General features: G+C 60.3%; 21 protein-coding genes and 1 tRNA gene. 6 read left to right on the forward strand and 16 right to left on the reverse strand.

All coding sequences use genetic code 11. The annotated features are described in order from the left end of the window. Positions 1-10: 10 nt before the first annotated feature. Positions 11-853, forward strand: coding sequence for a hypothetical protein (locus FHT82_RS23145; protein WP_183735005.1), 843 nt, complete (start codon positions 11-13; stop codon positions 851-853). A gap of 227 nt (positions 854-1,080) precedes the next feature. Continuing rightward, complete coding sequence (locus FHT82_RS23150) at positions 1,081-1,869, forward strand: hypothetical protein (protein ID WP_183735006.1); 789 nt, start codon at positions 1,081-1,083, stop codon at positions 1,867-1,869. A gap of 33 nt (positions 1,870-1,902) precedes the next feature. On the opposite strand, the gene FHT82_RS23155 is transcribed toward FHT82_RS23150, so the two are convergent. The 8 genes from FHT82_RS23155 to FHT82_RS23190 form a co-directional block, all read right to left on the reverse strand. Continuing rightward, positions 1,903-2,331 (reverse strand): DUF2721 domain-containing protein, encoded by a 429-nt coding sequence (locus tag FHT82_RS23155; RefSeq protein WP_183735007.1) that lies wholly within the window; start codon positions 2,329-2,331, stop codon positions 1,903-1,905. Positions 2,332-2,386: 55 nt separating this feature from the next. Further along, on the reverse strand, positions 2,387-3,046 hold the full coding sequence (locus FHT82_RS23160; RefSeq protein ID WP_183735008.1) for a hypothetical protein: 660 nt from the start codon (positions 3,044-3,046) through the stop codon (positions 2,387-2,389). 100 nt (positions 3,047-3,146) lie between these two features. Further along, entirely contained in the window at positions 3,147-4,820 is a 1,674-nt protein-coding gene (locus FHT82_RS23165) for an arylsulfatase (RefSeq protein WP_183735107.1), read from the reverse strand. 516 nt (positions 4,821-5,336) lie between these two features. Then, complete coding sequence (lipB, locus tag FHT82_RS23170; RefSeq protein WP_183735009.1) at positions 5,337-6,074, reverse strand: lipoyl(octanoyl) transferase LipB; 738 nt, start codon at positions 6,072-6,074, stop codon at positions 5,337-5,339. A 263-nt stretch (positions 6,075-6,337) separates the two neighbouring features. Next, positions 6,338-6,422 (reverse strand) — tRNA-Leu (locus FHT82_RS23175). A gap of 173 nt (positions 6,423-6,595) precedes the next feature. Then, positions 6,596-6,967 (reverse strand): hypothetical protein, encoded by a 372-nt coding sequence (locus FHT82_RS23180; RefSeq protein WP_183735010.1) that lies wholly within the window; start codon positions 6,965-6,967, stop codon positions 6,596-6,598. A 330-nt stretch (positions 6,968-7,297) separates the two neighbouring features. Beyond that, complete coding sequence (locus FHT82_RS23185; protein WP_183735011.1) at positions 7,298-7,795, reverse strand: BON domain-containing protein; 498 nt, start codon at positions 7,793-7,795, stop codon at positions 7,298-7,300. 79 nt (positions 7,796-7,874) lie between these two features. Continuing rightward, on the reverse strand, positions 7,875-8,369 hold the full coding sequence (locus FHT82_RS23190; protein ID WP_183735012.1) for a peptide deformylase: 495 nt from the start codon (positions 8,367-8,369) through the stop codon (positions 7,875-7,877). Between the two features lie 443 nt (positions 8,370-8,812). On the opposite strand from FHT82_RS23190, the gene mgtE reads away from it, so the two are divergent. Together mgtE and FHT82_RS23200 are read left to right on the forward strand one after the other, a co-directional pair. Next, complete coding sequence (gene mgtE, locus FHT82_RS23195; RefSeq protein ID WP_183735013.1) at positions 8,813-10,228, forward strand: magnesium transporter; 1,416 nt, start codon at positions 8,813-8,815, stop codon at positions 10,226-10,228. 60 nt (positions 10,229-10,288) lie between these two features. After that, a complete protein-coding gene (locus FHT82_RS23200) occupies positions 10,289-10,681 on the forward strand; it encodes a MerR family DNA-binding transcriptional regulator (RefSeq protein ID WP_183735014.1) in 393 nt (130 codons plus the stop codon). Positions 10,682-10,703: 22 nt separating this feature from the next. On the opposite strand, the gene FHT82_RS23205 is transcribed toward FHT82_RS23200, so the two are convergent. Together FHT82_RS23205 and FHT82_RS23210 are read right to left on the reverse strand one after the other, a co-directional pair. After that, positions 10,704-11,705, reverse strand: coding sequence for a heparan-alpha-glucosaminide N-acetyltransferase (locus FHT82_RS23205; protein WP_183735015.1), 1,002 nt, complete (start codon positions 11,703-11,705; stop codon positions 10,704-10,706). Beyond that, positions 11,706-12,473, reverse strand: coding sequence for a DUF599 domain-containing protein (locus FHT82_RS23210; RefSeq protein WP_183735108.1), 768 nt, complete (start codon positions 12,471-12,473; stop codon positions 11,706-11,708). It abuts the gene before it with no gap. 212 nt (positions 12,474-12,685) lie between these two features. Here FHT82_RS23210 and FHT82_RS23215 point away from each other — a divergent pair, with 212 nt between their 5' ends. Beyond that, complete coding sequence (locus FHT82_RS23215; protein WP_183735016.1) at positions 12,686-14,092, forward strand: L-serine ammonia-lyase; 1,407 nt, start codon at positions 12,686-12,688, stop codon at positions 14,090-14,092. A 61-nt stretch (positions 14,093-14,153) separates the two neighbouring features. Then, positions 14,154-14,591 (forward strand): DUF1489 family protein, encoded by a 438-nt coding sequence (locus FHT82_RS23220; protein ID WP_183735017.1) that lies wholly within the window; start codon positions 14,154-14,156, stop codon positions 14,589-14,591. Positions 14,592-14,597: 6 nt separating this feature from the next. On the opposite strand, the gene FHT82_RS23225 is transcribed toward FHT82_RS23220, so the two are convergent. From FHT82_RS23225 to FHT82_RS23250, 6 genes are all read right to left on the reverse strand, one after another. Next, positions 14,598-14,873: a hypothetical protein gene (locus tag FHT82_RS23225; RefSeq protein WP_183735109.1), complete on the reverse strand. Its 276-nt coding sequence runs from the start codon at positions 14,871-14,873 to the stop codon at positions 14,598-14,600. 112 nt (positions 14,874-14,985) lie between these two features. After that, positions 14,986-16,566 (reverse strand): serine hydrolase, encoded by a 1,581-nt coding sequence (locus tag FHT82_RS23230; RefSeq protein ID WP_183735018.1) that lies wholly within the window; start codon positions 16,564-16,566, stop codon positions 14,986-14,988. A 119-nt stretch (positions 16,567-16,685) separates the two neighbouring features. After that, positions 16,686-17,432 (reverse strand): hypothetical protein, encoded by a 747-nt coding sequence (locus tag FHT82_RS23235; RefSeq protein WP_183735019.1) that lies wholly within the window; start codon positions 17,430-17,432, stop codon positions 16,686-16,688. A 218-nt stretch (positions 17,433-17,650) separates the two neighbouring features. Beyond that, a complete protein-coding gene (locus tag FHT82_RS23240; protein WP_183735020.1) occupies positions 17,651-18,256 on the reverse strand; it encodes a transglutaminase-like cysteine peptidase in 606 nt (201 codons plus the stop codon). Between the two features lie 382 nt (positions 18,257-18,638). After that, positions 18,639-19,598 (reverse strand): prolyl aminopeptidase, encoded by a 960-nt coding sequence (gene pip, locus FHT82_RS23245; RefSeq protein ID WP_183735021.1) that lies wholly within the window; start codon positions 19,596-19,598, stop codon positions 18,639-18,641. 130 nt (positions 19,599-19,728) lie between these two features. Next, positions 19,729-20,340 (reverse strand): PilZ domain-containing protein, encoded by a 612-nt coding sequence (locus FHT82_RS23250; RefSeq protein ID WP_183735022.1) that lies wholly within the window; start codon positions 20,338-20,340, stop codon positions 19,729-19,731. Positions 20,341-20,452: the final 112 nt, after the last annotated feature.

Here is a 20,452-nt window from a genome sequence, read left to right on the forward strand (position 1 = left end):
GGATACCGCCATGAAAGTCGACCGTCTTACTATGCTCATCTTCGCCGGAAGTTTTGCGCTGGCCTCCGCCGTCTCTGCGCAGGACGCCCCGAAGAAGCCGCATGTACCGCTCGAAAAAGCAATTGGCCAAGTCACGCCAACAGGTCCGGTGCCGTCATTGGCCGTGATCAATTCGGCTGGCGCCAAAATCGAAAACGGAAAGCTCGTTCTGACCGGCGTTTCGGCCAACTCGATCGTTTTTGCCGACCGGCCGGTGCGGGCGGCTGGCCATGTGACGACCGAACAATTCATCATGCAATGGGACGACGGCAAGGACAACTTCGCTGTCGATCCTCCCAATGCGACTGTGTCGGTGCTGGGCGGCGATGGATCGGACGTCAGCGATGCCGTCGTCACGCTGAAGACTCCGAAACTTGACGGCACGACACTGACCTTCGACATCGCCGTTTTGGAGGGAAGCCTAAGCGGGGCGACCGGGCCGGCGGCCGTCTTCATCGATCACTTCGGTGGTAGTTTCGGCGGAGGTGGTTTCGGTGGCTTCCATGGAGGCGGTTTCGGCGGCGGCAGCTTCGCCGGAGGCGGTTTCCGTGGCGGAGACTTCGCGGGAGGTGATTTCCGCGGCGGCTACCGCGGAGACGACATCCATATCGGCGACACGAACATCAACCGTGTCGGCGGCACTTACTGGCATGCGCCCGTCTACCACGGGGCCTGGTATCGCGGCGCTCCCGTCGCGGCGGGCGTGGTGGCCGGCACAGCCATTGGAGCGGCAGCAGCCCGCCCCTATTACTACAATTCCTATTACAACAACAATCCGCAATGCGGCTACTACCCCTTCCCGCCTTGCTATTGATCATCCACCTGCCTCACGCCGCCCAGGCGGCGTGACCTTTCCCTCGACATCGGAGGAACACGTAGGACTGAGGCCGGCGGGCCACAGATCTCGGCCATTCCGCCTGATAATCAACCCAAAATAGCGATTTCAGCTTGCCAGGATCCACTTCCTCTTGCACGAATCCGTGCTCGGACGCTGCGGCGGCAGAAGCACCGCTGGGTGGCAAACGAGATCGGGGGATTCTCATGAAAGCCAATTACTTGCATGCGATTGTCTTGCTAGCCGGCGTCGCAGCCGCATCATTCGGCAATGCCGCCGATCTCACACCGCTCGCGCCGGAGGCGAAGACGGTCGAGACCCGGAGCGGCTGGGAATTCACGGTCGCGCCATACTTCTGGGCTGCCGGAATTTCCGGGGACTTACGGCAATTCGGGCTTCCCGAAGTCAACATCGACGCCGATTTCGGCGACATTCTCGACAATCTCGACTTCGCCTTCATGGCTACGGCCGAAGCAAGGTATGACCGCTACAGCGTCGTCGGCGACGTGATCTACGTCAAGCTGGGTGCCGATGCGCACACGCCCCGCGGCATCTTCGCCGACAGCGTCGGCGTGACGTCGGAGACCTTTGCCGGACTTCTCGGCGTGGGTTACGCCGTACTCGAGGATCAGAATGGCCACCTTGACGTGTTCGGCGGCATGAAAGTCTGGTCGGTCGAGACGGACATCTCCTTCAACGGCGGACTTCTGGCCGGTGTGGAGCGGGAAGACAGCGCAACGTGGGTGGACGCGGTCGTCGGCCTGCGCGGGAACTACTTCTTCACCCCGGAAATCTATGTCACGGGATGGGGGCTGGTGGGCGGCGGCGGCGCCGACGTCGACTGGGACGTGGGCCTCGGCCTCGGCTACAAGTTCAACGACACCATCTCGGCAGTGGCCGGATACCGCGCACTGGGCGTCAACTACGAGAACGACGGGTTTGTCTTCGATGTCGTCCAGCAGGGTCCGATCATCGGGGTTTCGTTCCACTTCTAATGACGGCGAGAGTCGCCTTGAACGGTTCGGCGATCATCGCAACTGACGGTCGTCGTGCTCACTTTGTGACAGCCGGATGTCCTGCAGGAGTCGGAAGAGCGACGCCGCCAGGAAGCAGAGTGACGCAATGAACAGTACGGCGGCGCCCGGTTCGTGACGGTATCCCAGAAACGCGACGACGAAGCCGAAGAGGAGCAGAAGCGTCACGCCGATTCCGGCCAGCACCGCCAGGTGTAATGCGCTGTTCAAGAGGCGTTCACGCCGCCTCAGCTCCCCGATTCCCTTCTTCAGCGGGGCTCGGACGTCACTCTCGTCGATCTCGCGGAGGTTTCTGATCCGCTCGGTGACGCCGGAAATCCGATTGACCAAAACCGCCACCATCGCCGCGACGCCATTGAGCATGAACGCCGGTGCGACCGCGTGATTGATCATCGTTGAAAGCTGATCGGCTTCCACTGACATACGGGCACCTTCGATCCCTTCGGCACGAATGGACGGCCGCGGCGCCGGCGAGGCGCTACGGAATGACGTTGACTGCACGCGCGGCCACGAGGACGAGTGTCAGGAGCGAGATGGTGCTTTCGAGCATCATCAGCCCCTTCGCACGTCGGGTGAGTGGCAGCACGTCCGTCGGACTGAAAGCGGTCGCTGTGTTGAATGCCAGTGATAGATAATCGACGTAGAGCGGCCGCCAGTCTGGCGACGCGACTTCGGGAGTCGACGCCTGCGGAAACAGCCAGTCGGGTCTTCCCGCCATCCCACGCGCGATGCGCGAGGGGCCGCCCGCGTCGATCTGCCAATAGAGCAGCGAGAAGGTGAGAACGTTGGTGATCCAGATGGTAAATGACGACGTCAACAGCGACACTGATCGCGTCTCGGGCGGGTGGATGGTAATGATCCCGACCATATCTCCGAGTTCCGCTGCCGTATTGCCTGCGTAGACACTGGCAAGCAGCATGATGGCGATGTGCTCGATTCGTAGCCACACAGCGTTGTCAGCGGACACCGTTACCATGATCATTGGAACGATAGCTGCCACTACGACCGCGTATGAAACCCATCGCGGCATGGCATAGATGTGGTGTGGCAGCACCTCCAATAGGGCGAACACCGCCAGGATCGCCACCACCGGAGGCCAGCGTGGTTCGTCACGACCTGCTTGGATGACATCGCTCATCGTTCCGCCCTCAGTCGGCACCAAGGATCATGTCAGGTGAAGCATTGTGGCGGACGCCGCGAAGGGCGTCCGCTCCGACGTCGTTACGCTACTGTGCGCGTCAATCGTGACCTGTCTTCATTTCCCGGACCTGCTGCATCACCTGCTCCAGATTGTAGCTTGCAGGGTCCTGAAGCGGCGGGAAGGGGATATAGGTCTCGAGATGCTTCAGCCACAACTGCTGGCCGATGGGCAGGATATTCCAGTCATAGACATAGGCGGTGGACGGCGAGGCGATCGCGCCGGCCGTCCCGAAGAGTGTCTTGAGCTGCTGACCGACCGAGGTCTCGAACGGATCGCGCTTGATGTTGACGACCTGCGTCCAAGCGTACGGCATCACCCCGGTAATGAAGCCCGTCGGATCGTCTGACACCATGGCGAAGTACATCTTCCAGTTCTTGTAGCGGACCGCCGACGGCTCCTTGCCGGAATAGTACAAGAACGAGTCGCGCGCGGATGGCGCCTTGCCTTCCAGGAAGTCGCGCTGATCGATCCCATCGAGCGTGGTCTTGACGACATTCGGATACTTGCCAGCCTCGATCTCTTTCTTCAGCCCGTCGCCCTTGGGGCCGCCGGCGATATTCACGAGTGTCGGCAGCCAATCGAGCGAAGAGAACATGTCGTTCTTGACCGTGCCGGGCTCGATGTGCCCCGGCCAGCGCACGACCAGCGGGGCACGCATGCCGCCTTCCCAGGTGCTGAGCTTGCCACCCTTGAAAGGTGTCACGCCACCGTCCGGAAAGGTGAGCGTCTCGGCGCCGTTGTCGGTGGTGAAGACGACGATGGTGTTGTCGAGTTCGCCCATCTCCTCGAGCTTCTTCAAGACGTAGCCGATGTTGTCGTCCATCTGCTTCATGCCGGCTTCGTTGACGCCCCAGTCCTTGCCGCCGGGCTCACCGACCATGTTCAGGTACTTGTCCGGTAGCACGGTGGTGATGTGCATACGGGCCGGGTTGTACCAGACGAAGAACGGCTTCTTGGTCTTTTCCGGATCGTTGCGGTCGAGGAAGTCGATGACCTTCCCGGAAATCTCCTCGTCGATCGTCTTGGAGCGCTCGATCGTCAGCGGACCCTCGTCCTTGCAGGATTGATTTGCCGGCGACCCGTCGGAGGACGTGCAGGCGAGCACCGGGCGCGGCGGCGTCAGGCAGGTCGTGGCCTTCGGGTCCACGGCCGCCGGGTTTTCCGTCAAACCGGGGATCGGCGTGTTTCTGCAAGGTGGCGCGATCCCCTGCTCGGTCGGGGTCTTGTTGATGTCGGGGAAACTCACTCCCTGCATGGCGTCGAGATGATAGAGATAGCCCCAGAACTCCTGGAAGCCATGTGCCGTCGGCAGGGATTCGGTGGTATCGCCGAGATGGTTCTTGCCGAACTCGCCCGTCGAGTAGCCGAGATCATTCAGGAATCTGGCGAGATGAGGCGTGCCGGCCCGCAGGTAGGACGGGCTTCCGGGAATTTCCGGCAGGACCATGCCGACACGCACCGGCTGCATGCCGGTGATAAAAGCAGTACGTCCCGCCGTGCAGCTCTGCTCGGCATAGTAGGTCATGAATTTCGCACCCTCATGGCCGATGCGATCGATGTTCGGCGTTTCGCCGACCATCAGGCCCTGATGGTAGATGCTGGGCTGCATCCAGCCGATGTCGTCACCCATGATGAACAGGATGTTGGGCTTCCCGGTCTCCTGCGCGTGGATTGTCGCCGTGCTCGCCAACAGGCTGCCGGCGACTGCCATTGCTGCTGTTATGAACTTTGTAGTCCGTCTCATTCGTAGTGCCTCCCTCAGGGGGTCGCCATATGGACGACCAAGGTTGGTTGAAAGACGAGTCAACGCAAAGGAGGGTTTGTCGGCGACGTCCAAGTTTACCGATTAGCAAAATTGGACAGATCATTTTGGTAGAGACACGGCTCCTCGGCCTGCACGGCGACCCTCGACTTGCGGAAGAGGGATTTCCACTCTTCCATCCATTTTTTACATTGTATTAGCATCACCAGATATTGCCCTTTGGGGAATCCGTCGTGACGAATCTGCGAGTTGCCTAGCGATCGGAGCCGTCCACGACGCCTTCCATGCAACCGGATCACGACTTCCCTAAAAGGACAACAGGCAGCAACCGCGACCGCATGTCATAAGATGCGCAGAGGCACACTCTCGCTGGGCTCGCTCCCGGCAAAGATTCCATCAATCTCAAGCGCAAAACCGCAAACTGGGACGACAAATACCTCGAGGCCGTAATCCGCGCAAATTAACTCACCCGATCGACCTGGGACAGTGCACCGTATCGTTGATGGTTTCTCCGAAGATCTCTTCGAACGCGGCGCGCAGGCGGATATCGGCATCGATCATCGTCACGAGCAGGCCAAGATCGACGAGGCTGGTGACGCCATAGGCCGAGATGCCACAGGGCACGATGCCGTTGAAATGATCGAGATCGGGATCGACGTTCAGCGACAGGCCGTGGAAGGTCACCCATTTGCGCAGGCGGATGCCGAGCGCGGCAATCTTGTCTTCCGCCATGGTGCCGTCAGGCAGCAGCGGCCTTTCCGGCCGGCGGACCCAGACGCCGACGCGATCCTCGCGGCGTTCGCCGCGCACATTCATCGAATCGAGCGTGCGGATGACGACTTCTTCGAGTGCCGCGACGAAGGCGCGCACATCCTGCCTGCGGCGCTTGAGATCGAGCATGACATAGGCGACGCGTTGGCCGGGGCCGTGATAGGTATATTCGCCGCCGCGGCCGGTCGCGAAGACCGGGAAACGATCCGGCTGGACGAGATCCTTCGCATCGGCGCTGGTACCGGCCGTATAAAGCGGCGGATGCTCCAGCAGCCAGACGAGCTCGTCGCCGCCTTCGGAAATTGCTGCCACTTCCCGCTCCATCGTCTCCACCGCTTCCGCGTAGGGAACGAGCGCATCGGAGATACGCCAGCGCACGGGGCGCGAACCAAGTTTCGGGAGCATCGAGAAATCGAGATCAGTGCGTAGCATGGCAGTCCTTGGCGCTATCCGCAAAAGGAGAGGGCGGGCGCGGGCTTCTATATGGACTTGGGCGAAGAGGGATTCAATCGCTCTTTGCGGCGGGCAGCCGTCTCGCAGACGCAATCAGCCGGGCCACAGGTTTTGCTGTGATATCACAAGTGGCGGTATCGGGGGGAAGGGGCTGCCGCACGCTACGTCTTGTGGCAATGAGATGCAAACCAAAGCACTAAACCCTTGGCCAAAAAGAAAAAACCCGCCGAAGCGGGTTTCTTTGGTGCGGTCGAGAAGACTCGAACTTCCACGGGTTGCCCCACAGCGACCTCAACGCTGCGCGTCTACCAATTCCGCCACGACCGCATCGTGGTAGGGCCGATTTGCGTCGGCGAGGCAGCATGTAGCAAAAGCCTCTGACGGACACAAGCGCGATGTGACAGTTTTTTTTAAAAGCTTGCCCGAGATGTGGAATACGCCGCGTGGGGCATTGAAATTGCAAAAGAAAAGGCCGGAAACCGGCCCTTTCTCGGATCAGGTCAGTGCATCGCGCGGCATGCTTCGGTGCGGCTTGCGCCGCTATCGGCACCTTTCTGGTGCGAACCCTTCGGGCCGATCATGCTGTGGCAATCCGGAAGCGGCTTGATACTGGCGGTTGCCGTGTTGTCGACTTTCGCGGGCTTGGCCATCGCGACGGGTGCGAAACCGTCGCTGTCATTCGTATAGTCGCTGGAATAGGCCGGGGGGGTCACATGCGTCGGGTAGTGGACGGGCTTCGCCGGCGCGACCGGCGTCTGATAGAGGCCATCACCATCGTTGGAATAGTCGTCCATATATTTCGGCTGTGCAAAAGCGGCACTTGCCATGCTGACCGCAAACAGGGTGGCGGCGACGGCGAACTTCATGCGCATGGGTCTATCTCCTCAATCTGTTGTTGAATTCAACAACGTAAAACCAACCCCCGGCAAGACCGAGTCCGCTCCCCAATTCGGGCAATTTTGTGAGAAAGATGACTGCCGTCCTGCGGCGTTTTGTCCAAATAAAATCACATATTTGTCAATGCTCTTGAGGGGTGCGTTACCTTAGCCGGCGCAGTTAATCGCCTGAGAAGTCCGCGCTTTCATCAAGATGACAATCCTGCAATCTTTAATTGATTAACTATTTGTAATTTTAGAGACCCAAAAACCGGAAAGCAGGGTGCTTTCCGATTTTCAAATATGGCGATTTCGTGTCTTTCGGCCTTAATCCTCGTTCGGAATGTGGGCATCTACGCCGATCATCCGCAAGTGGTTTCTCACCCGACGGACACCATCCACGGAGAGGGCACCGAGCTCGACCTTGCGGGCGATGCCGATGGTTTCAACTGAACCTTCCAGCGTCACGGTATGGCCGTCGGCGTGAACTTCGACACTGTCGACATCCACGTCGGGGATGTTCTCCAGATTCTCGGTGACGCGGGCTTCGAGCTCGTCGCTCTCGTCGCGGTCGATCGTATCCGGTTCGAGCGAATCCTTGATCCGGTTCTCGTCGCCGTCCTCGTTCGTGCCGTCGATGCGGAAGCCGCTGTTGCGGTCGCGGTCGAAATTGGCGGAGGTTTCGCCATAGGGGCGGTTTTGACTGCCAGCAGCCTTGGCGCCGTTGCCGTCGGCATAAGGCCAGCCATCGTCCAGATTACGTGCCTCGAAATCGCGGTAATCCTCTTCGCGGGAAAGCGAGGTCTTGTCATTCTTTCCAGGCATTGCCGTCTCCTTCCGGGTTTCCTTTCTGCAGGGCAAACGCCGGAAGGTTGCTATTGGTTCGGCCGACGCCGGCGAAGCCTTAGCTTTTCATCTTTTCCCATTTCCTGATCAGCCGGTCACGCTTCAGCCGCGACAGGCGCTGCAGCCAGAAAATGCCGTCGAGCTGATCGACCTCATGCTGAATGCAGACAGCGAGGAAGTTCGATGCCTCTTCTTCGTGCTGCTGGCCTTCGAGATCCTGATAGCGGAAGCGGATCGCATTTGGACGCAGGACCTCATCCGTGGCGCCGGGCATGGACACGCTGCCCTCCATGTGAACCATCGTCTCGTCCGAGAACCAGGTAATGTCGGGATTGACGTAGATGCGCACGCTATCCGCCTTGTCGAGCTCCAGCACGGTCACGCGCTGGAAGACGCCGATATGGGCTGCGGTAATGCCGACGCCGGGTGCTGCGCGCATCGTCTGCAGCAGATCGTCGGCAAGCTCGGACAGGGCCGAATCGAACGAGGTTACCGGTGTGCAGACCGTCTTCAGGCCGGGATGCGGGTAGCGGAGAATCGGGCGGATCGGCACAGCTAAGCTTCCTTTCGATAAACGGCAGCGGAAACAGGAGCATCTCCGCTTTTCTTCGAAGCGCGAAAATGCTCCGTTTTATCGTCACGCAATGCCGGCGCAAAACCGCTACACACTTTTGCTGGCATTGCATAAAGCCGATCACAGGCATTGTCATCAGAAAGCATGTGTTTGAGCTTTACGGCAGAAATGCTTTGGGCTAGAGCGCCGTGCGTCCGTTCGGACGCGCAAAGGACGCTCTACCTTTTTGAATCTACGCATCAGGCTTTCCGAAAATCGGTTCCGATTTTCGGGCCGATGCTGTAACAGGTCGATCAAGGATTCCGGCTGCGGCAAGGCAGGGCGGAATTCGCTTATCCGCTTGTTGACAATGCATTTTCAGCCGACATTTTCGAATGCGGCTCGATAGTCTTTGAAATCAGATAGAAATGCGAGGGCGGCATATGACGACGACCGATACCGAAGACCGCATTCGCAAGCGTCCGACCGACGAAGACGTCGATATCTATAACGAAGACGGCAGTGTGCGCAGCGATTTCCTGGCGCGGCTGGGTGCAGCTATCGCCGACCGCGACACGCTGTTTCTTCGCCAGAACGTCGCGCGCCTGCACGAATCGGAAATAGGCGACCTGCTCGAATCGATCCAGCCGGATCAGCGCCTGGCGCTGGTGCGCCTGCTCGGCGACGATTTCGACATGACGGCGCTGACCGAAGTGGACGAGACGATCCGCCGCGAGATCGTCGACCAGCTGCCGAACGAACAGATCGCCGCAGCCATCGGCGAACTGGATTCGGACGACGCCGTCTACATTCTCGAAGACCTCGACAAGGAAGACCGGGAAGAAATTCTCGCGCAGCTGCCGTTCACGGAGCGCGTTCGTCTTCGCCGCGCCCTCGATTATCCCGAAAGCTCGGCTGGCCGGCGCATGCAGACGGAATTCGTCGCCGTGCCGCCATTCTGGACAGTCGGGCAGACCATCGACTACATGCGCGACGAAGAAGACCTGCCTTACTCCTTCTCGCAGATCTTCGTCATCGACCCGACCTTCAAACTGCTCGGGGCCGTCGATCTCGACCAGATCCTCCGCACCAAGCGGCAGACGAAGATCGAAGCCATCATGCGGGAAACCAACCATCCGATCCCCGCAGAGATGGACCAGGAAGAGGCCGCCCAGCTCTTCGAACAATACGACCTTCTGTCCGCTGCCGTCGTCGACGAGAACGAGCGTCTCGTGGGTGTGCTGACCATCGACGACGTCGTCGACGTGATTCATGAAGAGGCGGACGAGGATATCAAGCGACTCGGCGGTGTCGGCGACGAAGAACTGTCCGACAACGTCATTTCGACCGTGCGCTCGCGCTTCCTCTGGCTCTTGATCAATCTGGGCACCGCCATGCTGTCTGCCAGCGTCATCGGCCTGTTCGACGGCTCTATCGAGAAGATGATCGCACTCGCGGTGCTGATGCCGATCGTCGCTTCCATGGGCGGCAATGCCGGCACGCAGACCATGACCGTGACGGTGCGTGCGCTCGCGACCCGCGACCTCGATATCTACAATGCCGGCCGCATCATCCGAAGGGAGGCCGGTGTCGGCATCCTGAACGGAATGCTCTTCGCCTTGCTGCTGGGCATGATCGCCGGCACCTGGTTCCACAATTACCAGCTTGGCGCCGTCATCGGCGCGGCCATGATCATCAATCTGATCGCGGCGGCCCTTGCCGGCATCCTGCTGCCGCTGCTGCTCGACAAGATGGGGGCGGACCCGGCGATTGCGTCGTCCGTGTTCGTCACGACCGTCACCGACTGTACCGGCTTCTTCGCCTTTCTCGGCCTAGCGACATGGTGGTTCGGCATCTGAGTGCCGAAATTGACTATTACGTAAAAGTCAATATTATGTCAGATCGATGACGGGGATGAGATGCTAGTGAACAAATACTATACCATAACGGAGCTGACGCGCGAATTCGGGGTGTCGACGCGTACGCTTCGCTTCTATGAAGATGAGGGCTTGATCCATCCGGAGCGCCGCGGCCGCACCCGTCTGTTCCGTCCTGCCGACCGGCGCCTCATTCAGGAAATCCTGCGTGGCCGGCGCATCGGCTTCACCATCGCGGAAATCCGGGAAATCATTCAGGTCTACAAGGAGCCGCCGGGCGAACTCGGCCAGCTCAAGCTGTTGATGAAGCGTGTAGACGAAAAGCGGGAAGAGCTGCGCCAGAAGCGCAAGGACATCGACGAAACGATCACCGAGCTCGACAATATCGAGGAGGCCTGCCTCGGCCGCCTCGCCGAGATCGGTGTTACCACCTGACTATTATATGATCACTGGCTGATCATTGCTGCGGCGCCGGTTCGATCTGGGCGCTGCACTGGCTGGCAAGCGCCATAATCCGCTCATCATCCGCTTTGACCTCGCCCGCATGGAATGGCGTGAAGAGCTGCTGCGCCTGCAGTTGATCGAGCGTGCACTGGCAGAAACTACGGCAAAGCGCTTCGCCTTGTTCGACCGTGCAGGACGTATTGCACTGGCGCAGATAGGTCGCGACGGAATCAGGCTTCGGCGGCGCGACGATGAACGTCAGGCCATAGGCGATGGCGATCAGCACCGGCTGGTGGATCAGATAGAAGGCAAGGCTATGGCGGCCGAGGCGCGCAAGCCATGTTCCGCCAGTGCCAAGAGCTGTAAGTCGCTGCGGCAGGTTTGTCCGGAAGGCGAGGCGCGCAAGGCTCATTCCCAGGAAGAAGGGCGTCGCCCAGGGGAAGAGCGGTACATAGTCGTTCGACCGGTCGGGCGTGGCCGCAAAGCCGAGCCAGGCAAGATATCTCGGGTCGAATAGGTGCGAACTCAACACACCGGGCATGACGAAAGTGTCGGTGATCCAGGCGACGAACAGTGCCAGCGTGACGAGCAGCGTCACCGGCAACGGCAGGCGCAGGAAGACCACGCCTATGAGGCTCAGGACCGCGATGGAATGCAAGATGCCGAAATAGATCCACCCGCCGGGCACCAGATACAGCGTGGCCGCTGAGATCACCGCGGCGGCAGCGGCAATCATCCCGAAACGCTTCCAGAAGGACGGCCAGCGGATCTCCGGCCGGCTTGATAGTACAAGGCTGACGCCGACGATGAAGAGGAACGTTGTGGCGATCGCCCGCGCATAGATCTTCAGCCAGCCGGTTTCGGCCGTTCCGGGCGTAAGATAGCCCATGAACTCCAGATCCCAGCTGAAGTGGTAGGAGGCCATGGCAAGCAGTGCTGCACCACGCGCCGTATCCACGAGGCCGATACGCGGTGGTTTTGCGTGAGCCGCCGCTTCCGTTGCCGACACTATCATTCACAATCCCCCGGACAGCTCATCACCGTCACTCGCTGACGGCCTGTCGCGCTGAACAGCAGAAAGGTGGAGATTTGGTGGCGGGTTCGCGTCCATGATGGCGAGGCGCGCTTCCGAGAAGAACTGCCGACGGGTCAGAACGAAGACGACGATCGCCGTCGTACCCATAAAAACATAGGGATTGATGAACCAGCCGAGATAACCGATCGACAGGAAGATCGCCCTGAGCCCCTCGTTGAAATGGCCGCCGGCGATGACGTTCATGCGGATGACCCGCTCTGCCGCTCGCTCGGCGGCGATCATGTCCTTCTCCGAGTCATGCACCATCGGAATGCCGCCGAAGAGAATGGTGCAATAGTTGAAGAGGCGATAAGCCCAGCCGAACTTGAAGAAGGCGTAGCCGAACAAAGCGGCAAGGCCGCCGACCTTCATCTCAAAGACCGCATGCCCGCTATGGAAGACAAAGGGCAGGTCGGCGAAAACCGCGTCCACCTTTTCCGTCGCCCCGAGCAGCGCAAAACAGCTGCCGACCGCGAAGATGGACGTCGAGGCGAAAAAGGCCGTGCCATTCTGCAGCCCGGCCATGATCTGGGTATCGATCATCTTCAAGTCGCGGCGCAGGGAATTATATATCCATTCACGCCGCCGCTCCACCATGGCATGGGTCAGGCTCGTGCGCCCGAAGAAGGTCTGGCCGCGCAGCAGCCAGGAATAGCCCATCCAAATAAAGATAAAGAAGGCAAGCGCGATGTAGTCCGCCGTCGTCATCATCAGCGAGTCAGTTCCCGTAGAAATGCGGCCACTCTACAGATGCATTCGAATGCTGCAATGACCGGCAAGATGAGAATCACTGGCAAGACGGGCAGCTTCGAATTAGTGTCCAGCCGGATGTCGCACCGGTTCAAGGCGATGTCGGTCCGCCACGCGGATGCCGAACCGGGTTCGCATAGTCTGCATCGTCAAGTTTAGAAGGCGCCTCCATGTTTCTTTCGGTATTCGATGTGTTCAAGATCGGTGTCGGGCCGTCGAGCTCGCATACGATGGGGCCGATGACGGCTGCCAACCGGTTCCTCGAGCTCATCCTGTCCAACGAATGGCCGCGTCCTTCCACCGGCGCGCAGGTGGCCGCCATCAAGGTCAGCCTGCACGGGTCGCTCGCGCATACCGGTATCGGGCACGGCACGGGCAGGGCGGTCATCCTCGGCCTGATGGGCGAAGCGCCTGACAAGGTCGATCCCGATCGCATGGATGCCATCATCGAGGGCGTTGAAAAGAGCGGCAGGATCACGCCGGAGGGACATCCGGCCTACCAGTTTCAACCGAAGACCGACCTGATCTTCGACAAGAAGCAGCCGCTGCCGGGCCACGCGAACGGCATGACCTTCTCCGCCTATGACAAGGACGGACGGCTGCTCGTCAAGCGCATCTATTATTCCGTCGGCGGCGGCTTCGTCGTCACCGATACGGAGCTGGAGCAGATGCGAGCGCGCAAGAAGGCGTCGCAAGGCACTTACAAGGTGCCTTATCCTTTCGCCAGCGCCAAGCAGATGCTGGAAATGGCCGAACGTTCCGGCCTGTCGATCGCGCAGATGAAGCGCGCCAACGAGGAAAGCCAGCGCAGCCGCGAGGAGCTTGATTCCGGTCTCGACCGCATCTGGGAAGCGATGCGCTCCTGTATCGAGCGCGGGCTGAAGGTCGAGGGCATTATGCCCGGCGGCCTAAACGTCAGGCGCCGCGCCAAGCATATTCACGACAAGCTGCAGGAGGAGTGGCGCAGCAACCGCGTCAACCCGCTGCTCGCCAATGACTGGCTGAGCGTCTACGCGATGGCAGTCAACGAGGAGAACGCCGCGGGCGGGCGCGTCGTCACCGCGCCGACCAATGGCGCGGCGGGCGTCATTCCCGCGACAATCCGCTACTACGAGCATTTCCACGAGGACTGGGACCGGAAGGGCATCCACGACTATCTGCTGACCGCAGCAGCAATCGGTGGCATCATCAAGCATAATGCGTCGATCTCTGGCGCGGAAGTCGGCTGTCAGGGCGAGGTCGGCTCGGCTGCCGCCATGGCAGCCGCCGGCCTCGCAGCGGTTATGGGCGCCACGCCGGCCCAGATCGAGAATGCCGCGGAAATCGCCCTCGAACATCATCTCGGTATGACCTGCGATCCGATCGCCGGCCTGGTGCAGGTTCCCTGCATCGAGCGCAATGCGCTTGGTGCCGTGAAGGCGGTCACGGCCGCATCCCTCGCCGTGAAGGGCGATGGCCAGCATTTCGTGCCGCTCGATGCCTGTATTGAGACGATGCGCCAGACCGGCTACGACATGAGCGAGAAATACAAGGAAACCTCGACCGGCGGCCTTGCCGTCAACGTCGTCGAATGCTGAGTTTGTGGACGTTTCCCGCTTGTTACTTGACGCTGCCGGTCAAAAGGATTTCAACGGCAGCATGGCACTGAATCTCATCAAACTCTGCGTCGGCTGCGACTCGATCGAAGATCTGCGTGAATGGGTGGCCGAGCGCTCGCTGCGCGCCATTGCCGCCGGTCAAGAGCCACATTCTGTCCATACGACCCGCATGGTGCCCAAACGCGTGGAAGAGCTGCTCGACGGCGGTTCTCTCTATTGGGTGATCAAGGGGCAGGTGCAGGCCCGGCAGAAGATTCTCGACATCCAGACGTTTACGGACGGAGAGGGGATCGGGCGCTGCCACCTGATGCTCGGCCCCGAGGTAATCGAAACTGCAGTTCAGCCGAAGCGCGCCTTCCAGGGCTGGCGTTATTATCCTCATGAGGATGTGCCGCGCGATCTTGACAGCCTCGGCGCCGGCATTGCGGAACTGCCCGCGGATCTCCGCCGCGAGCTTTCGGAACTCGGCCTACTCTAACGCACTTCAGCGCAGGCGCAGCACGACGGGCGACGTGCCATCGGGCGAAGTGATGTGCAGATGGATATACGCTTCCGGCTGTGAATAGCGCCAGGCGCGCGCGCCGTGGCAAAGCAACAGGTTGATGAGATCACGCGTCTTCGCCGATTTCGCCTTCGGGCGCTGCAGGCCGATTTCGGCGAGGCGGAGCGCTGCCTCGTGCAGCGGATGCAGGCCTGAGCGCCCCTTGTTGACCGCCCGGCGCCCTGCAGGCGCATTTGGAACATTCTCGTTGATCGACATCATCTTCCTCGTACGCAATACAAACCGAACTAGGATCGACTGCCGGTAGCGCGAACACCGCAGCCGGCAGGCAGGGGCGCCGCCAAATCAGTCATAGCCAGCGCCAGATATCTCATTGGGCAGCCGCCCAGCACTTGACACCAGCCTTCTTGAGAGCCTTGCAGGCGTTGACCGCATCACGCTGGCCGTCGAAGCCGCCGAAGCGGGCGCGATAGACCTGATCGCCGTCATTGGCATAGGCGACAGCGAAGGGCTTTGCAGAACTCAGCGCCTTGCCGCCCTTGGCCTTTGCGCTCTGCAGAAGATCCATCGCCGATTCACGGCTTGCGGAAACACCGATCTGGACAACCCAGCCCGATGGCTGCGGCACTTCCCTGGCGGCAACCTCCTTGGCAGGAGCAGGCTTTGTCGAGGCCGTCGTCAGTTCATCGACCGACGTATCACCCTGTTCCGGCGGCATATAGGCAGGCGCAGGTGTCGGCACGGCAACGGAAGCCTGTTCCTGCTGCTTGATCGCGACGGTCTTGACCTTGGTCGGAGACGGCATCTGCTGCGTTACCAGCGGATTGTCGGTCTTGCGTGTCGAGGTCTCTGCGTAGGCGACCTCTGTGCTTGCCGCCTGATAACGTGCGTCCGGCAGCGGACCCTTGTGCGGCAGGCCGAGATCGGCGACGGCTGCAGTGACCGGCTGCTGATCTGCGGTAATCGTCTTCTTTTTCGCGACCTGGGCAACCTTGGCAGGAGAAACCGGGGCAGGCGTTTCGATCATCTCAGGCATCGGCTTCGACTGGGCGACGAGCGTGCCGCCGCTGGTGGAAGCCTTCGGCATGTAGGTGGCGAGTAACCTGCGCATCTGCGCGTCGCGGGCGGGGGTGGACGCACCGCCGAGGACCACACCGACGATCGACTTGCCATCGACCTGCAGGGAACTGACCAGATTGAAGCCGGCAGCGCGGGTGTAACCGGTCTTGATGCCGTCGACACCGCGGACGGAGCCGACGAGGCGGTTATGGCTGCGGATCACGCGGTTGCCGAACTTGAAGGCGCGCGTATTGAAATAGCCGTAATATTGCGGGAAATGCTGGCGAAGGGCGATGCCGAGGCGGGCTTGGTCGCGGGCCGTCGTCATCTGCGCGGTGTTCGGCAGGCCGTTGGCGTTGCGATAGGTGGTGCGCGTCATGCCGAGCGCATGCGCTTTGGCGGTCATCATCTGGGCGAAGCGATCTTCCGAACCGCCGAGCATTTCGCCGAGCGCCGTCGCCGCATCATTCGCCGACAACGTCACGAGGCCGAGGATACCCTGTTCGACGGTGATCGTGCCGCCGGCGCGAACGCCGAGCTTGGTCGGCGCCTGGGCTGCGGCGTGGGCGGAGAAGGGGACAGGCGTATCAAGGCGAATGCGACCCTGCTCGAGGGCCTCGAATGTCATGTAGAGCGTCATCATCTTCGTGAGCGACGCCGGATATTGCAGACGGTCGGCATTCTCGCTGTAGAGAACATTTCCCGTCCGGGCATCGACGACGATACCGGCATATTTCGGATTTGCAGCTTCCGCTTCGGCATTGACCGAGTCGACCGCGACGATCGCGATAGCCATCGAAAGGATCGTCAGCACCTTTGCGAGGAAACCGGCAGACCGCGGCGATGATACGGAGGAAATTGACCTTGACACTATTCGACTCTTCGCTTGCATTTCTGATGTTCGGCGGGCCACGCACCCCCTGTTGCGCAACCGGCTGTCTTTGAAAACTACCGGTTCAGCGTTACCAATCCGTTTATGATGAATCGTTTCTTCAGACATCGGTGGGGATTTTAGCGAACTGTTGCAGACTGGCTCACCAGCCGGGTTTGCACAAAAGTCCTGATCGCGGCATCAATATGGCCCCAGTCGGCCAAATGACGGCTTGAGAACCGGTAGAGCACACTCAAGTCCTTGCCGACCTTGATATCGCGCTGGCAATCTCCGCTGGTCGCCGTTTCCACAGACGGGGGCAGAACGCAGCGCACGACATAATCGTCGGCACCTGCGCGCGGCGCAGCCAGCAGAACCTCGCCGCTGTAGCCGGCATCGGCACGCAAGCGGTGCAACGTCAGGCCATGCGCAAAGGCTTCCGGCGCACCGTCCATGAGATGCGAATAGATCGGCTCCAGCCGGCCCGACATGTCCCGCGACATCGTGCCTTGGGTGATTTGCAGGAAAATCAGGCCCGACGATTGGGCGGTATCGTCGAAACGCTGACGTGTGTCCTTGCTGTAACCCTGCATTTCCGGCCAAGTGAGGTAGAGATCGACCCGTTCAGCCGCCCCGTCATGACGTTCACTCGGGAAGCGAATCGTGTTGGCGGGCAGGCCGACCGTATCGCGGCCGATGGTGAGCGTGATCGTGGTGGTGCTTTCCGTATTGCCGGCAAGAGAAATGTGACGGCCGAACCATCGACCGGCAACGCTGATCGCAACCGTCAGCAGCGCCAGGACCGCAATCGTTGCAGTGACACGAACCAGGAAGCGGGTCGAAAGAAGGGGCTGCTCGGCAAGATGGCCCGCGGCGGAATGGCTCATCGTCGTCCTCGGATATCGGGCCGCCGCAGGAAAAACGCGAGTCGTCGGTGCCGGTGTAGAATCTCTGTTGAGGATGATGAGATGGCGGAGTTAATGGGCCGTTAACTCTGTTTTGTGGGAGCGCTACAAAAGAAGCGAGCCGTTCCCGGGACAGCGGGAACGGCTCTGGGCGCCGGTCGGGACGGGGATGCGGGGACTGACCGGGGCCGGTATGCCTGTTACTTCACGCTACCGACAGCGACGGCGCGACCGTCCTGCAGCTTCGTCCAGCGAGCCGGATCGTCAGCGGACTGGCGCTTGAGGTAGGTGTATTCGGTATCCGACCACAGCAGCACCTTGTTGCGCATGTTGTCGAGAACGAAGTCGCCATGGTCGGTGCGGACCGTCAGCACGGCGTGGCCTTCGCCGTTCGGCTGCAGCACGACAGTCATCAGGGTGTCTGATGGAGAAAAGCCAGCATCGATCAGCATCTTGCGCTTCAGCAACGCGAAATCCTCGCAGTCGCCGACGGTGCGCGGATAGGCCCAGCGCTCCTCGACACCGTAGATCTCTTTGTCCGTCATCGGCTGGATGGTGGAGTTGACCGTGTAGTTGACCTTGAGAATTTCCTTCCAGCGATCCTCGGTCAGGATCGCCGGGCCGGCATCGCCACCGGCATAGGCACATTCGCTCGGATTGGCCTGACAGAATTCATAATGTCCGATCGGCGGGCTCGCATTGCCTGCAAGCGTCATGCTGGCGGGTGATGCCTGTCCTGCGCCCGCCATTGCCGCTGTCATTGCAGCGGCCAGAAGGCCGCCTTTCAGAAGATTTCCAATTGCCATTATCGTCTCCCCGTTATGAGGATGACAATGACACGGACGTTTTTATCTCACGCAAAATTACGCAATAAAATTAAGAGCTTACTTTATTCAAACACGCAACGAACTTGATTCAAATCCATATCGAATACGCCTAAAATTAAGAGCGTATTCGTGTCGAATTCGATTAAAATTGAAGGATTGGGGAAAAGGTTTCCGAGCCGGAAATGGCAGGAAACCGGACAGGCCGTTAACGAATTTCGATATGCCGGGTAAATTTCTGCAATGGGCCTCGGCGGGGACGGCAGCCGGCGGATGCCTGATCGAAGCCCACAAACAGGCGGAATCGCCGCTCCAAAAGCCGATTTCGCCTCACGTCTTAAATTCCAGCCAAAAAATAATTTCGTCAGAGATCGCGAAATCTGTTCGTCGCAGCGACAATCGCGGCGGCGATATCGGCATTTGCTGTAGAATGCGCCGCCTTCGGCAGCACGATGAGTTCAGCGCCGGGCCATGCGCGGGCAAGTTCCCAGGCGGTGACAAGCGGCGCTTCGATATCGAAACGTCCGTGGATGAGGATTCCGGGAATGCCCGCAAGGCGACCGGCATTCTTCAAGAGGATGCCGTCTTCCAGCCATGCACCCTCGCGGAAGTAATGGGTGATGATGCGGGCGCGCGTCAGGAGATAACGCGGATCGGACCAGCGCCGGGGCAGGCCGGCGGGATCGGCGAGAAGAATGGTGGCCGCTTCCCATTCATGCCAGTCGCGCGCCGCCTTCAGCCGCACCTGCTCTTCGGGATCGTTGAGCAGTCGATGATAGGCGCTCACCCGGTCGAGGTCGCGGAGTTCGGGCGGCAGCGCCTCGCCGAAACGGTGCCATGCCTCGGGAAAGAGCGGCGCCATGCCGCGATAGAGCCAGTCGATCTCGGAACGCCGTGTCGTGGTGACGCCAGCAATCACGATGCCGCTGACATGGTCCGGATGGGATTGCGCATAGGCGAGCGCCAGCGTCGAGCCCCAGGAATTGCCGAAGATCGCCCACTTTTTCACGCCAAAGAGGGCGCGCAGCCTCTCCATATCCTCGATGAGATGCACGGTCGTGTTACGGGAGAGGTCGGTTGCGGCGTCTGCGGCATTCGGCAGGCTGCGCCCGCAATTGCGCTGATCGAAGAGGATGATGCGATAGGTGGACGGATCGAAATAGCGCCGCGCCGCCGTGGAGCAACCCGACCCCGGCCCGCCATGCAGCACGAGTGCCGGCTTGCCGACGGGATTGCCGCAGGTTTCCCAATAGACGAGGTTGCCATCGCCTGTATCGAGCAGGCCGTGTTGATTGGGTTCGATTTCGGGAAACAGGACTGACATCACCGCGCCATTCGTTCAGGCGCGCTGTATCCTTCAAGTCTATGACGGATAAAGACGGAAGCGGATTCTGTGGCATTTGCCGCATAGGCCCGAAAACCGAACGCAGAACGGCGGCGCACCTTTGCCAGAATTAGAGGAATTCGCGCAGCGTCTCGCGCGACTGGACCGACAGGAACTCGATCGCAACACCTTCCGAGAAGTGGCGAACGACGCGGCCGCGCATGTTGCCGAGACGAACAGGCGTGCCGAGCGGCGGACGCACTTCGCAATCGACGGCGGCGCCCGAGAGCGAAAGGTCCATGATGCGGCAGATATAGCGTGTGCCGTCCTCGAGTGTGAGTTCGGTCTTGGTCTCGCGCGGGGTCAGACGATCATGACGACGATCTTCCGGCAGGCCGAGCTCGTGTTTGTTGGCAAGCCAGGTGAGCTGGGCCGCGAGCTTCTCGCGCTTGCGATCGGTGGCGTTGATCGACATGGTGAAACCGCGCATATCAACCGTCTGCACATGGCCTTCGACGCGGCCGAGATGGTCGATGTAAGCGACGACACGTTCATTGGCGCGCGGGCGGCCGGCGCAGGTGACATACATGTCGCCGGGCGACATATCGATCACCACGCACTCGAATTCCTCGTAATTCGCAAGCATCAGGCGGCCCTGCATATTGATGGGCACGCGCTGGAATACTCCCTGTTCAGGGCGCGGCGCAGGTCTGTGCGTCTGAGCGGACTGGAACGAGTGCATCAAAGGGCTTCTTCATGAAATTGCTAGGCCCAATCCTTACCCCCAATCCATTAACAGAAGGTTGTGGGACCAGCCGCTCTATAACCCTAAAGTACTATGGGCGGCGATCCAA

Source organism: Rhizobium sp. BK275, from assembly GCF_014193555.1.
In the GTDB taxonomy this organism is placed as follows: Bacteria; Pseudomonadota; Alphaproteobacteria; order Rhizobiales; family Rhizobiaceae; genus Rhizobium.